Genomic DNA, 14,845 nt, shown 5'->3' on the forward strand with positions numbered 1-14,845 from the left:
TCGTGTTTGTTGATCGCATAGCTGGTCCAAATAATCTAACGAGGATGTTTTTATCTTCAGTCAAATACTACAGTTTTGTTTTTATAAACAAATACCCTATCCTCAAAAACCAGTTTAAGGGCCGTTGCCAGTACGGCAGTTTCAATTTCTTTACCGGCTTTTACCATATCGCCAGCGGTGTAGGAGTGGTTTACTGATATAATTTGCTGGGCAATAATTGGGCCCTCATCCAACTCGTTTGATACAAAATGCGCTGTAGCGCCTATTAATTTTACCCCCCGTTCAAAGGCTTGTTTATAAGGACTGGCACCAATAAATGCCGGTAAAAATGAATGATGAATATTAACAATACGCATGGGGAATTTAGCCACTAATGCCGGTGATAAAATGCGCATAAATTTAGCCAGAACGATATAATCTGGCTCAAATTGATCAATTATAGCGGCTATTTTACCTTCAAATTCATCCTTGCTGATCTGCTCATGTGATGCCAGGAAGAATGGCATATCAAAACGTTTACAAATATCCTCCAGTACAGCATGATTGCCAATTACAGCCTGTACTGTGGCACCGAGTGTTCCGTAATAGTTGCGGATAAGAATGTCAGCCAGGCAATGGTATTCTTTGGTGACCATTACTACCACTTTTTTGTTGGGTAGCGGGTTAATATTAATGATAGAATCGGGCGGTAAAATTGCACGGAGTTTTTGTTCCAGGGTGTCACGCTCATTGCTATGGGTAACTTCCAGGCGCATAAAAAAAAGATTCTGGGCCTGGTCCACATGCTCACGCATGGATACGATGTTTAATTGTGCTTTGGCCAGTACATCGGTTATAGATGCAACCAAACCAACCTGATCAACACACTGAATTACAATAATCATGATAATTGGTAAAATGATAGCGAGGTAAATATATGAGTTTAGTTTATTAAGTGTTTGTTGGGTTAGGTAGATTGCTTTATCTTTTTCTTATTTTTATTGGTAACAAAATAAATTAATTCATATCCAATATTAAAAAGCCGGAATTTTCGGTTTTAACCCTTTAAAAAAATGATTATGCGCTACTTTTTGTGTTTTTTATGTCCGCCAATTGCCATACTGACTACAGGACGTATCGGGGCGTTTATTTTGAATATTATTTTAACCTTGTTTTTCTGGATCCCAGGGATTATTCACGCCATATTGGTTACCAATGATTTTTATGAAGAAAGGCGTTATCGCAGAATGGTACGCGTGGTTAGAAGGAGATATTAAGCTTATTAGCTAACTCAAAAAATGGATTTTGAAAATATACCGTTTCAGGTTATTAATTGGGATCAAGTTGCCAAAACAACCCACCCAGGTTCTACAGGTATAGCCTTTTGGCAAACAATTCAATTTAGCGGGTTAAGGGTAAGAGTAGTTGAGTATACCAAAGGTTATTTGGCCGATCATTGGTGCCGGAAAGGACATATTGTTTATTGCCTTGAAGGGGGATTTATCACCGAACTTGAAAGCGGCGAGCAATTTCAACTTAGCAAAGGAATGAGTTATATGGTTTCGGACAATTTGAGCTCACATCTGTCCATCACCCCAACCGGGGTTAAATTGCTTATTATCGACGGTGATTTTTTAAAGCAACAAGTAAAATAGCTGTCAGCCTAAATTAAACGTCAATCCGAGAGGCTTTTAAAGGCGATTTGATTTTTAAAGTGTTGAAATTACAATGCTTTTGGATGAATATTAATCATTACGGGGATTGCATATCTTAAATTCCGAAATTCTTTCTCATTTTTGCGTTCGAAAATGCAAAAAGATAAACTGTTAATTATTGATGATGAGGAACGCCTGAGAAATCTGCTGGCACGCATCCTTCAACTGGAAGGATATGATGTGTTGGTAGCTTCAACAGGTAAAGAGGGCTTGAAAAAATTACAGCAGGATGCAATTCCTGTGGTGATCAGTGACGTCAAATTGCCCGATGTTAACGGGATTGAATTGACCGCGCAAATAAAAGCGAGTTTCCCATCAACAGAAATTATTGTACTAACAGCCTTTGGTACCATAAACGATGGGGTAAAAGCCATCAAATCGGGTGCATTTGATTATATTACTAAGGGAGATGATAATGAAAAGATCATCCCGCTGGTGAGCAAAGCGATGGACAAAGCCCTGTTGCAATTCAGGGTATCAGAGCTGGAAGAAAAACTAAATGACAAGTTTGGATTTGACCGGTTGATCGGAAAATCAAATGCCATTACTGATGTTATTAAACTGGCTCAAAAAGTGGCACTTACGGATACTACCGTATTGCTTTTAGGCGAAACTGGTACAGGTAAGGAAATATTTGCCGAGGCTATACATCAAGCCAGTCATCGCCATGCAAAGGCTTTTGTTGCTGTAAACTGTAGCGCATTTACCAAAGAGCTACTGGAAAGCGAATTGTTTGGCCATAAAGCCGGATCATTTACCGGGGCCGTAAAAGACAAAAAAGGACTTTTTGAAGAAGCTAACGGTGGTACCATCTTTCTGGATGAAATAGGTGAGCTTGACCACGATTTGCAAGCGAAATTATTAAGGGTATTAGAGTCACAACAATTCTTAAAAATTGGCGATACTAAGCCCACACAGGTAAATGTGCGGATATTGGCAGCAACCAATCGCAATTTGCAGGATGAGGTAAGTAAGGAAGGATTTCGCTCAGATCTGTATTACAGGCTATCAGTGTTCACCATTACCCTGCCTGCTCTGCGCGACAGAAAGAAAGATATCAGGCTACTGGCTGAATATTTTATGAATTACTTTGGCCTGAAAGTGAAAAAACAGTTTGCGGGCCTTACTGATAAGTTTGTAGAAAAGCTGGAAGCATACAGCTGGCCGGGTAACATCCGCGAGCTGAAAAATATTATTGAGCGTGCCGTAATTTTGGCTGATGATAATGTTTTGGACGAAACCCTGCTGCCCTACGAAATGCAGGAGCCACAGCCGGTAAAAGCAAACGGCTCTCTATCTACTTTTGACCTTTCATCAATAGAAAAAATTCATATACAGCGCGTATTGAACCATGCCCATGGCAACCGCGCCGAAGCTGCCCGCCTATTAAACATTGGCGTAGCTACCTTATACCGTAAACTGAAGGACTACGGCCTGGAATAATTTCTGAATTTCAATTTAGGAGCTTGGAAAACAGGATTTATGTTTTTCAGGCTATTTTGGTGTTTTCTTACAAGCGTTCAAGGTGCTCCTGCGATCATTTTGAACATTTTTTATGAGTGACAGGATATCACCGCCCTTCCAATCTCCATAATCTTGATACTGCAACTACAAATTGATAAAACACTATCATTTTGATAGCCTTTTTTTATCTTTTTTTGATTTGGCATACCCGTATAGTATATTTATATTATTGATTTATAATTGTTTATGAGTTGTGTCACTTTTGTGGCATCGCATTGGTATACCCCTTCAAAATTCAAATAAAATGGACGTAATACTCACCATCGCTTATATACTATGTTTCATAGTAGTGTTCTGGCTCTTTTTCAAATCAGTTAATTACTTCGAAAAAATTTAAACATCATGTTAGCACTATTCATCGTTGCCATCGCCGTATTTATTTATATGGTTTATGTACTGCTCAAACCCGAAAAATTTTAATCACTATTTAAACATCAAAACAATATGAATACCGAAATTATAGGTGTCGTTTTTATGTACCTGGCAACAATAGCCCTGGCCATACCGCTGGGGAAATATATTGCCAAAGTATTTAAAGGCGAAAAAACCTGGCTCAATTTGATGGCTCCCCTCGAAAGGTTCATCTTTAAATTCAGTGGCATCGACGCGCACCGCGAGATGAACTGGAAACAGCATTTAAAAGCATTATTAACCATTAACGTTATCTGGTTATTTTATGCTTTCTTCAGTTTGTTATTCCAGGGCCATTTACCGCTAAATCCGGACAATAACCCAAATCAAACACCGGATCTGGCATTTAATACAGCATTAAGCTTTTTAACCAATACCAATTTGCAGGATTATTCAGGCGAATCAGGCGCTACTTACTTTACACAGCACTTTGTGTTTATGTTTTTACACTTTGTGAGTGCTGCTACAGGTTTAGCTGCCATGATGGTGGTGTTTAAAGCAATGAAAGAAAAAACAACTGAAAAGTTGGGTAACTTCTGGGAGTTCTTTTTGAAATCAATCACCAGGATATTACTTCCTATAAGTATAGTAGTTGCGGTGATCCTTGCATTTAATGGCACACCAACAAGCTATAAAGGTAAAGATACTGTAATAGGTTTACAGGGCGATACCGTACACGTTTCGCGTGGGCCTGCAGCTGCCATGATTGCTATTAAACAGGTAGGTACCAACGGTGGTGGCTGGTTTGGAACAAACTCTGCGCACCCGTTTGAAAATCCTAACTACCTGACCAATATGGTTGAGAATATCAGTATTATCCTGATCCCAATTGCTCTGGTATTTGCCTTAGGATTTTATCTGAATAAGAAAAAGCTTTCATGGGTGATTTTTGGGGTAATGACTATTGGCTTCCTCATTATGCTCATCCCATCCATAACGGTCGAAGTTGGTGGTAACCCAGCCATAGCGCATATGGGTATTAGTCAGCCCGGTGGATCAATGGAAGGTAAAGAAGTTCGTTTTGGTCCGGCTGCATCAGCATATTGGGGTATTACTACTACGGTAACCTCAAATGGTTCGGTAAATGCCATGCATGATAGCATGATGCCAATATCAGGCTTAGCACAAATGTTTGATATGATGATTAATGCCTTTTATGGTGGCGTTGGTGTAGGTTTCCTTAACTTTTACATCTTTATCATTATTGCGGTGTTCATCTCCGGGTTGATGGTGGGCCGTACGCCTGAGTTTATGGGGCGCAAAATTGAGGCCCGAGAAATGAAGATCGCTTCATTGATTGCACTGTTGCACCCGTTCATTATTCTGGTAGGTACATCATTAGCATCTTATGTACTGATCCATTTTCCTAATATCAATTGGGGAACAAAACCATCAGCATGGTTAAATAACCCCGGCTTCCATGGTTTTACCGAAATGTTGTATCAGTATGCATCAAGTGCTGCCAATAACGGTTCAGGTTACGCTGGTTTAACAGCCAACAACATATTCTGGAACGTAAGTACAGGCCTTGTAATATTTGTGGGACGCTTTTTACCAATTATTGGCCCTGTGGCCATAGCAGGTATACTGGCCAGCAAAAAAGCAGTACCAGAATCAGCGGGAACTTTAAAAACAGATACAGCAACTTTTGGTATCATGATATTTGCCGTAATATTTATTATTGCTGCATTATCATTCTTCCCAGCGTTGACTTTAGGTCCAATTGCCGAACATTTTTCAATCAAATAATAATAAGAATTCAATCATGAAATCTGATCAAAATACATTGTTCCAGGGCGACCAAATGAAAGAGGCTTTTAAGCAATCTTTTATCAAACTGGATCCACGCATATTATTCCGCAACCCGGTGATGTTCACTGTGGAGATAGGAACTGTAGTAATGCTGATCGTATCGGTATTCTCCTTAACCAATAAAGGACAAGGGAGCTTTGGCTACAATTTTACTGTATTCATCGTACTATTCCTTACGGTGTTGTTCGCTAACTTCGCCGAAGCAATTGCTGAAGCACGCGGTAAAGCACAAGCCGAAAGCTTACGTAAAACCCGCGAAGAAACTCCTGCCCGTTTGTTAGTTGATGGCAAGGAAACAAGGGTAATGTCATCCCAATTAAAAAAGGGTGATGTTTTTATCTGCGAAACAGGTGATAACATTCCAACTGATGGTGAAATTATTGAAGGTATAGCTACCATTGATGAATCAGCAATTACAGGTGAGTCTGCTCCGGTTATCCGTGAGTCAGGCGGCGACAAGTCATCTGTAACTGGTGGTACTAAAGTGTTATCCGACAAGATAAAAGTAATGGTAACTACCCAGCCGGGTGAAAGCTTTTTGGATAAGATGATTGCCCTGGTTGAAGGTGCATCACGCCAAAAAACGCCAAATGAAATTGCTTTAACTATTTTATTGGCAGGCTTTACGCTGATATTTGTGATTGTTTGCGTTACCTTAAAGCCATTTGGTGATTATGCTAACACGCCAATTACTATTGCAGCATTTATCTCCCTGTTTGTTTGTTTAATACCAACAACTATTGGTGGGCTATTATCAGCAATTGGTATTGCGGGTATGGACAGGGCATTGCGTGCAAACGTAATCACCAAGTCAGGTAAAGCAGTTGAAACTGCTGGTGATTTGGATACCCTGTTGCTTGATAAAACAGGTACTATCACTATTGGTAACCGTAAGGCAACCAACTTTTACCCAACTGCTGGAATAAACGAACAGGATTTTGTTACCGCCTGTGTTTTAAGCTCACTGGCTGACGAAACTCCTGAAGGTAAATCAATAGTTGAATTAGCTGAGCAAGGTTCAAGCAAGCTATCGGTGCTTGCTCCTAAGGATTCGGTATTTATCAAATTTACTGCCGAAACACGCTCTAGCGGTTTAGATACGCCTGAAGGTTTGCGTATCCGTAAAGGTGCATTTGATTCTATCCGTAACATTGCATTAAAAGCAGGTAATACCTTCCCAACTGATGTGGAAGATAATGTGAAACACATCTCTTCAAATGGTGGTACACCATTAGTTGTATCGCAAAATGAAAAGATACTGGGTGTAATTGAGTTGCAGGATATTATTAAACCTGGTATTGCTGAACGTTTTGAGCGCCTGCGCAAAATGGGTGTAAAAACGGTAATGGTAACCGGAGATAACCCTTTAACCGCCAAATTTATTGCCAACAAAGCTGGTGTGGATGATTTTATTGCAGAGGCTAAGCCTGAGGATAAAATGAACTATATTAAAGCTGAGCAGCAAGGTGGAAAGCTTGTGGCCATGATGGGCGATGGTACCAATGATGCCCCGGCATTGGCCCAGGCAGATGTTGGTGTAGCCATGAACAGCGGAACACAGGCCGCCAAAGAAGCCGGTAACATGGTTGATTTGGATAACGACCCAACCAAGTTGATTGAAATTGTGGAAATAGGCAAACAGTTATTGATGACCCGTGGTACCTTAACCACCTTCTCTATAGCTAACGACGTTGCTAAATACTTCGCCATTGTACCAGCCTTGTTTATGGTTTCTATACCGGCTTTAAGATCTCTGAATATTATGGATCTGCACAGCCCGGAGTCAGCTATACTATCAGCAGTAATTTTTAACGCCATCATTATTCCATTGCTTATACCATTAGCTCTAAAGGGTGTTGAATACAAACCGATAGGTGCAAGCGCACTATTACGCCGCAACCTGCTTATATATGGTTTAGGTGGTGTTATTGTGCCATTTATCGGTATCAAGTTAATCGACCTTATGGTTGGTATATTAATATAATTAACATTAAATCTCAATAAAATGAAAACGTATTTGTTGCCATCATTTAAAATTACCATCATACTGATTGTAATCTTAGCAGGCCTTTACCCTTTGTTAATAGCAGGTATTGGAAAATTTACACCAGGACATGGTGATGGCGAAACGGTTACCTACAAAGGCCGCGTAGTTGGTTATGCCAATATTGGTCAAAAGTTTACAAAAGATAATTATTTCTGGTCACGCCCGTCAGCAGCAAATTATCAGGCTGATGCCGGTGCCGGATCAAATAAGGGCCCTTTAAATCCTGATTATTTGAAGGACGTAAGTGCTCGTATAGACACCTTTTTAAAACACAATCCGGATGTAACACGTGCCGAAGTTCCTGCTGAGCTGGTTACAGCATCAGGTAGTGGTTTGGATCCTGATCTTTCACCTGCTGCGGCAAAGGTTCAGGTACCACGTATTGCTAAAACCCGCAATATACCAGCTGCAGAACTGTATAAAATTATCAGCGATAACACCGAACGCCCGGTATTAGGACTGTTTGGCCCTCCAACTGTTAACGTTTTAAAAATGAACGTTGCTTTAGACGAACTTAAAAAGTAATCACCCTGCATCTATCTAAAAACATAATAAAAACAAAGCTGTCATGGGCCAAGCCCCGATAAATAGAGAGCACACAAACTCATGACGGCTTAAAAAATTTATTTAATAACACTTTTCTAATGAAAAAACAACTACTAACAATAGTGGCTCTGGCAGCTATTGCTTTAAATGTGCACGCACAACAAGACTCAACAAAGGTTAACAAAGTTAAAGTGAAGAAAGATACAGTAGCACGATCACTACCTTCACCATTGCCATCACTTCCCTTTCCAACTTCTGATTGGGATGGAGCGCCACTGGTAGGTGCTGATGCAACTGCTCCGATATATCCTTTGCAAAAAGCACTGGGTTTAACCAATACACGGTTCAGGTTTTATGGTTGGGTTGATCCGGCTGGAAACTTCAGCACGTCAAAACATTCTAACGCACCTACTTCTTATGATTTAATTCCTAATGGTGTAGTATTGGATCAGGCAGGCATCAAATTTGATTTGCAGCCAAATACTGTTCAAACTGATCATGTTTCTTTCGGCTTCTTATCTACCACTATTTTTGGTACAGATTACCGTTATACAACAGGGTTGGGTTATTTCAGTAACCAGTTGCTTCAGCACAATAACAAATATGGTTTTGACCCTGCCGAGATGTATGGTTTAATATACTTTCCTAAAATTGCGGATGGAATGCTTTTAAAAGTAGGTCGTTTCATTTCTCCTGCTGATATCGAAGCACAATGGGCTACTGATAACTACCTGTATTCACACTCCTTAATGTTTACTGTTGACCCATATACCTTCACAGGTGTGCAAGCAACTTTTAAATTGGGTTCATACTGGCAATTGGAAGTTGGTTTACATGGCGGTAATGATATGGCCCCTTGGAGTCAATCAGCCCAGCTTAATGGCTTGTTAATGGCCCGTTGGGTATCACATGATAATGACGACTCAATTTATGGTGGTATAAACTCCTTAGGCAACGGCGACTATACTCGTGGCCATGACGACTTGCAAATGGTAGTTGCTACCTGGGGACACAAGTTTAACGAAACCTTCCACATGATGACCGAAGCTTATTATATGTGGCAATATCATGCCCTTACAGGTGGTACGGTGATTAATGGCCCAGCGCAACCTTTCTTAACAGGTGTTGGTCCGGGTGTGCCTATCCCTGGCAGAGAAAATGCTATCGGTGCAGTAAACTATTTCCAGATTCTGGTATCTAAAAAAGATTATATCTCAATACGTAACGATGCTTTGGATGATCCTCAAGCTGGCCGTACAGGTTATGCAACCTGGTATTCAAGTCATACTATTGGTTTTGTACATTACTTTAATGATTATATCAGGATTCGTCCGGAAATCAGATATGAACGTGCTTATGCTGATGGCATAACCCCATATGATAATGGTACTAAAAAGGATCAGTATACAGCAGCTATGGACTTGATTGTACGCTTTTAATATCCAGAACGGTTGCTATGTTTGTGACCGTTTTACCAAATACATACATTAAATAATTAAAAAAATGAAAACGTTTAAATTTCAAATGATTACGATCATCGTATTGACATTTGGATTGATTCAAACCTCAAATGCCCAGAAACAACAAAGTGGATTGTATTTAACATACAACGACTATGTAAATCATAAATTGAGTTACACTGCCGATAAAATCAAAAAAAATGAATTTATTGGCTCAAAGAACGTAACTGTTGTGGGCAATGGAAAAAAGACGGTTCTTGCAAAAGATCAGTTGTTCGGCTATCACGATGCTGATAATAAAGATTATCGCTTTCAGGATGGCAAAGCCTACCAGATTGTGGATACTACTGGCTTCTATATTTACAGTTATGATAAATTGGTGCAACAAGGTAAGGGCCCTAAACCAACAAAGGTTTATTATTTCAGCAAAAAATCTGTTGATGCCATACAGCCTTTAACACCCGAAAACATAGCAGTAGCTTTTCCAAAAAACACTAAATTTAAAAATATGGTGGAGCTGGCGTCAAAGAGTGATATAAAGCTGGATGCTTATGATGCACAATCAAATGAATTCAAGATAAAAGAATTGTATTCAGAAAGTTTACAGTAATAAAAATATACAGGCAATGATACAGTCTGTAAAGGTTAGCGCGGGCTACACGTTATAATTATTTATTGTTTGATAATTATAGGTTTGGTTTGATTGAGGTCCGCGTGAAAAAAGGGGGGTGTCGGCCCCCCTTTATAAGGTTTAAGAGAATTAATTGATTGGCTGAATAATTAATTATGTTGATTAAATTTAAAACAGGAAGCATAAACAAAGTCGTCTGATCAAACAAGAGAAAATGAACGAAGAGCAAAATAAGGAGCAATCTGTTGAGCACTTTCTTGATCTGATAAAGCGATCAAGGCGTGGTAAGTTTAAAATTTATATCGGCATGAGTGCCGGTGTGGGCAAAACATACCGTATGCTACTGGAAGCTCAAACGCTTATGCGCAATGGTATTGACGTAAAAATAGGTTACGTTGAAACGCATAACCGTAAAGAAACGGTAGCACAGCTGGAGGGCTTGCCACTTATTCCTCGGCGTAAACTTTTTTATAAAGGTAAAGAGCTGGAAGAAATGGATCTGAACGCCATTATTAACCTCAGACCCGAAGTAGTAATAGTTGATGAGCTGGCACACTCCAATATTGAAGGCAGCAAAAACGAAAAGCGCTGGCAGGATGTAATGGATATTTTAAATGCGGGTATCAATGTAATCAGCGCCATAAACATTCAGCACATTGAAAGCTTGAACGAAGAAGTTGAAAAAATTACCGGTACGGCTATCAATGAGCGCATCCCCGATAAGGTTTTGCAAATGGCTGATGAAGTGGTAAACATTGACCTTACTGCCGATGAGCTGATTGACCGCCTGAAAGAAGGTAAAATATACGACGAGAAAAAGGTTCCGCTGGCCTTAAATAACTTTTTCCAAACTGAAAGGATTTTACAGCTAAGAGAACTCGCCTTAAGGGAGGTTGCCCACCAGGTAGAGCGTAAAATAGATATAGAGGTGCCTAAAACCATCAAGCTGCGGCCGGAGTTGTTTTTGGCTTGTATCAGCACTAATGAAGCATCGGCCAAAATCATTATCCGGAAAACGGCCAGGCTGGCATCTTACTATCGCTCTAAATGGTATCTGCTTTATGTGCAAACATCTAACGAGAGCAGTGATAAAATAAACCTGGCCTCGCAAAGGCATCTGATTAATAACATGAAACTGGCTACACAATTGGGAGGCGAAGTTTTAAAGGTGAAAAACGATAACATTGCGAAAACGATATGGGAAACAGCCGAGAAATACGACATTACAACGATATGCCTTGGCAAACCTCATTTTAAGTTTTACCAGCTGGTTATGAAAACAGCTGTTTTTACCCAATTGCTAAATAAAATGTCCCAAACACATATTGACCTTGTAATACTTTCATAATGACTATTAAAAATAAACTACGTGCCGGATTTAGCTTTTTGTTTGTGCTGGCACTTATCAGCTGCGGTTTGTCGATTTATTTTTTGAGCCGCCTTTCTGCTGATGCCAAGGCTATACTGAAAGACAATTATAAATCTGTACAGTATGCAAAAAATATGGCTGTCGCTTTAGATGCAAATCCCAATTCTTTAAACGCGGCCCAAAATAAAACGATTGAAGATAACCTGGTAAAACAGGAACACAATATTACCGAGCGTGGCGAAGGACAGCTTACGGGTTCGCTGCGTGTTAAATACGAAGAACTTAAGTTGTTGAACAATGATTCTGTTAAAGGCAATTTATTGCGAAATGAAATAAGAGGCTTAATTTACAGTATTATGCAGGTAAATATGAGCGCCATTGAACTCAAGGATGCTACCGCAACAAAAACGGCTAATAATGCAACCTTACTGGTAGCATTTGCGGCTACATTTCTGTTTCTGGTGGCATTTAGTTTTGTAGTTAATTTTCCGAGCTATATTGCCAACCCAATAAAGGAGTTAACGGAACGGATAAAAGAAGTATCTAATCGTAATTATCATCAGCAGCTTAATTTTAAATCGAACGATGAATTTGGCGAGTTGGGCGATGCCTTTAATACCATGACCCGCAAGCTGGATGAGTATGAACACAGCAATCTGGCCAGTATTTTATTTGAAAAAAAGCGTATAGAAACCATTATCAATTCGATGCATGATGCTATTTTGGGGATTGATGAGAAATCATTCATCATTTTTGCCAATGAAGTAGCCTGCACACTTATCGGCATGCCTGAAAAAGATCTTACAGGCAGACTTGCTCCTGAGATTGCATTAGAAAACGATTTGTTGCGCAATCTGTTGGTTAATGATCAAAATAAGATGAAAATTTATGCTGATAACCGCGAAAGTTATTACACCAAGGAAGTATTATCCGTAACCAGCAAGGATAAAGTAATTGGAAGCGTTATCATCCTTAAAAATATAACCGAATTTCAGCAATTGGATGAAGCGAAAACTAATTTCATTGCCACAATTTCACATGAATTAAAAACACCTATCTCATCTATAAAAATGAGTTTAAAGTTGCTGGAAGATAGCCGGATAGGTGCGGTAAATCCGGAGCAAAGGCAATTACTGGAAAATATTGACGAAGATGCCCGAAGATTGCTTCAAATTACCGGCGAGTTATTGGACATGGCGCAGGTTGAAACGGGTAAACTACAGTTAAACTTTGGAAGTACACATCCTAAAAATATTGTTGATTATGCTGTAAAAGCACTAAAAACTACAGCCGATCAAAAACAGGTTGCCATCAATATAAAATGTGATGAAAATTTGCCTGATGTACAAGCCGACCTGGATAAAACTACCTGGGTGCTTATTAATCTGTTATCAAATGCTATTAAATATAGTCATGAAAAATCAGCAGTTGATTTGATTGTAAAAAAGTACAAAGCTGATGAAATAGAATTTTCGGTGCAGGATCATGGTCGTGGTATTGATCAGAAATACTTATCACGCATATTTGAGCGGTATTTTAAAGTGCCTGGTGCATCAACAGAACAAACCGGTACAGGTTTGGGCCTTGCTATAGCTAAAGATTTTATTGAAGCGCAGGCCGGCAAAATAGGAGTAGAGAGTGAATTGGGCGAAGGTAGCCGCTTTTATTTTACTCTGAAGAAGTATGGAAATGGATTATAGAAAGGCATTACCTTGGGCTGCAGCATTTAAACAATCTGGAAATATTTTGGTTGCTTTATTTAAGAATACCGAAAATTATAAAAAGAATTAATAAAATTGCCCTCATAATATGCTGAACCCAATTTTATGAGAATCCTTTTATTTTTATTTGCTGCAACTTTGCTTTGTAATAATGTGAAAGCTCAAGCCACGCCAGATAGTACGGTAAAGCATTCGCCATTAAAAACATTAAGTGATGCACAGTATAATGCCTTACTTAATGGAGATGATTTATATAATATGGATTTAGCAGCTACGTTAAATAATTATCCATTGCCCGAAAAAGCAATAAAATATAAACATGAACTCGATTTGAGCCCCATACAGGTAAATAAGTTAACAGCTATTAATAAAGAATTTCATCGCAAAAAATTGGAAATGGGTTTAACCATCATCAATAATGAAAGAACTTTGGATAGCTTGTTTCGGTATCATTTGCTTAATAATGGCACGCTGATATTTTATACCAATCGTTATGGATTGTATCAGGGCGAGCTTAGAAATACTATTTTGCAAGCCTGTTTAGCTACGCGGGTGTTGCTTTCACAACAGCAAATAAACAAGCTCGCAGCCTTGCAAAAAGCAGATAGAAGAAATGCCGATTGATTTATTTAATTTAGCGGCCCAATAATTTAGTTTATGAAGATCACTTTTGATTTTGAAAAACCACTGGCCGACCTGCAATTGCAGATCGAAAAAGTGAAGCAAGTTGAAGACAAAAACAAGCTGGACATGTCTGCAACCATTACCGAACTGGAAAATAGGTTAGAGACAACAAAACACGAAATATACGCTAACCTTACCGGCTGGCAAAAAGTACAGATAGCACGTCACCCTGAAAGGCCATATACTTTGCAGTATATTGAACTGATGTGTGATGATTTTATTGAATTGCACGGTGATCGTACGGTTGGCGATGATAAAGCAATAGTAGGAGGTTTTGGGACTATAAACGGGCAAACTGCTATGTTTATAGGCCACCAAAAAGGCAAAAATACCAAAGAACGTCAGTATCGTAACTTTGGTATGCCCAACCCTGAGGGATACCGGAAAGCTTTAAGGCTGATGAAAATGGCTGAAAAGTTTAACAAGCCGGTTATTACTTTAATTGATACTCCTGGGGCATTCCCGGGGCTGGAAGCTGAAGAACGCGGACAAGGCGAGGCTATAGCCCGCAATTTGCTCGAAATGTCAATACTGAGAGTTCCGGTAATTTGTGTAATTATAGGTGAAGGTGCTTCGGGCGGTGCATTAGGTATTGCCATTGGTGATAAGGTAATGATGCTTGAAAATTCATGGTATTCGGTAATCTCTCCAGAAAACTGTTCAACTATTTTATTTAAAACCTGGGAGCAAAAAGAACGCGCTGCAGAAATGCTGAAGCTAACTTCAACTGATATGCTGAAGAACAAGCTGATTGACGGCGTAATAAAAGAGCCACTTGGTGGGGCTCATCAGGATCCAGTAGCGATGGCTGCAACGCTAAAAAAACAATTGTTAAAAGACTTAAAACAACTTAAAGAGCGCAATATTGATGAATTGGTTGCTGAAAGAATTGATAAATTCTGCTCAATGGGTGTAGTTATTGAGGACTAAGAAAAGTCTTTTTAAT

Annotated in this window: 14 protein-coding genes; 13 read left to right on the forward strand and 1 reads right to left on the reverse strand. The window is 39.4% G+C overall.

Annotated features, from left to right (window positions below; all coding sequences use genetic code 11):
• Positions 1-56 precede the first annotated feature (56 nt).
• Positions 57-884 (reverse strand): formyltetrahydrofolate deformylase, encoded by an 828-nt coding sequence (gene purU, locus JN11_RS14810; protein ID WP_211360770.1) that lies wholly within the window; start codon positions 882-884, stop codon positions 57-59.
• A 168-nt stretch (positions 885-1,052) separates the two neighbouring features.
• On the opposite strand from purU, the gene JN11_RS14815 reads away from it, so the two are divergent.
• The 13 genes from JN11_RS14815 (at position 1,053) to JN11_RS14875 (ending at position 14,829) form a co-directional block, all read left to right on the forward strand.
• The gene (locus JN11_RS14815) at positions 1,053-1,256 is read left to right on the forward strand and encodes a YqaE/Pmp3 family membrane protein (RefSeq protein ID WP_144913795.1); all 204 of its coding nucleotides are present in this window, start codon (positions 1,053-1,055) and stop codon (positions 1,254-1,256) included.
• Between the two features lie 21 nt (positions 1,257-1,277).
• Positions 1,278-1,634: a DHCW motif cupin fold protein gene (locus JN11_RS14820; RefSeq protein ID WP_144913797.1), complete on the forward strand. Its 357-nt coding sequence runs from the start codon at positions 1,278-1,280 to the stop codon at positions 1,632-1,634.
• Between the two features lie 153 nt (positions 1,635-1,787).
• Positions 1,788-3,137, forward strand: a complete 1,350-nt coding sequence (locus tag JN11_RS14825; RefSeq protein ID WP_144913798.1) for a sigma-54-dependent transcriptional regulator — start codon at positions 1,788-1,790, stop codon at positions 3,135-3,137.
• 423 nt (positions 3,138-3,560) lie between these two features.
• Positions 3,561-3,638: a K(+)-transporting ATPase subunit F gene (kdpF, locus tag JN11_RS24975; protein WP_094573040.1), complete on the forward strand. Its 78-nt coding sequence runs from the start codon at positions 3,561-3,563 to the stop codon at positions 3,636-3,638.
• 24 nt (positions 3,639-3,662) lie between these two features.
• Positions 3,663-5,378 carry a potassium-transporting ATPase subunit KdpA gene (gene kdpA, locus JN11_RS14835; RefSeq protein WP_144913800.1) on the forward strand — a complete coding sequence of 572 codons (1,716 nt, stop codon included), beginning with the start codon at positions 3,663-3,665 and terminating at the stop codon, positions 5,376-5,378.
• A 16-nt stretch (positions 5,379-5,394) separates the two neighbouring features.
• A complete protein-coding gene (kdpB, locus tag JN11_RS14840; RefSeq protein WP_144913802.1) occupies positions 5,395-7,425 on the forward strand; it encodes a potassium-transporting ATPase subunit KdpB in 2,031 nt (676 codons plus the stop codon).
• Between the two features lie 21 nt (positions 7,426-7,446).
• Positions 7,447-8,013: a K(+)-transporting ATPase subunit C gene (locus JN11_RS14845; protein ID WP_144913803.1), complete on the forward strand. Its 567-nt coding sequence runs from the start codon at positions 7,447-7,449 to the stop codon at positions 8,011-8,013.
• Between the two features lie 119 nt (positions 8,014-8,132).
• Positions 8,133-9,473 carry an outer membrane beta-barrel protein gene (locus tag JN11_RS14850; protein WP_144913805.1) on the forward strand — a complete coding sequence of 447 codons (1,341 nt, stop codon included), beginning with the start codon at positions 8,133-8,135 and terminating at the stop codon, positions 9,471-9,473.
• 64 nt (positions 9,474-9,537) lie between these two features.
• The gene (locus tag JN11_RS14855; RefSeq protein WP_144913807.1) at positions 9,538-10,104 is read left to right on the forward strand and encodes a hypothetical protein; all 567 of its coding nucleotides are present in this window, start codon (positions 9,538-9,540) and stop codon (positions 10,102-10,104) included.
• Between the two features lie 235 nt (positions 10,105-10,339).
• The gene (locus JN11_RS14860; protein ID WP_144913809.1) at positions 10,340-11,473 is read left to right on the forward strand and encodes a sensor protein KdpD; all 1,134 of its coding nucleotides are present in this window, start codon (positions 10,340-10,342) and stop codon (positions 11,471-11,473) included.
• Complete coding sequence (locus JN11_RS14865; protein ID WP_144913810.1) at positions 11,473-13,194, forward strand: HAMP domain-containing sensor histidine kinase; 1,722 nt, start codon at positions 11,473-11,475, stop codon at positions 13,192-13,194. Before JN11_RS14860 ends, JN11_RS14865 begins: the two co-directional genes overlap by 1 nt.
• A 126-nt stretch (positions 13,195-13,320) precedes the next feature.
• Positions 13,321-13,839 (forward strand): hypothetical protein, encoded by a 519-nt coding sequence (locus JN11_RS14870; RefSeq protein WP_144913812.1) that lies wholly within the window; start codon positions 13,321-13,323, stop codon positions 13,837-13,839.
• A 33-nt stretch (positions 13,840-13,872) separates the two neighbouring features.
• Positions 13,873-14,829, forward strand: coding sequence for an acetyl-CoA carboxylase carboxyltransferase subunit alpha (locus JN11_RS14875; RefSeq protein WP_144913814.1), 957 nt, complete (start codon positions 13,873-13,875; stop codon positions 14,827-14,829).
• Positions 14,830-14,845: the final 16 nt, after the last annotated feature.

This window comes from Mucilaginibacter frigoritolerans (genome assembly GCF_007830615.1).
GTDB lineage: Bacteria > Bacteroidota > Bacteroidia > Sphingobacteriales > Sphingobacteriaceae > Mucilaginibacter > Mucilaginibacter frigoritolerans.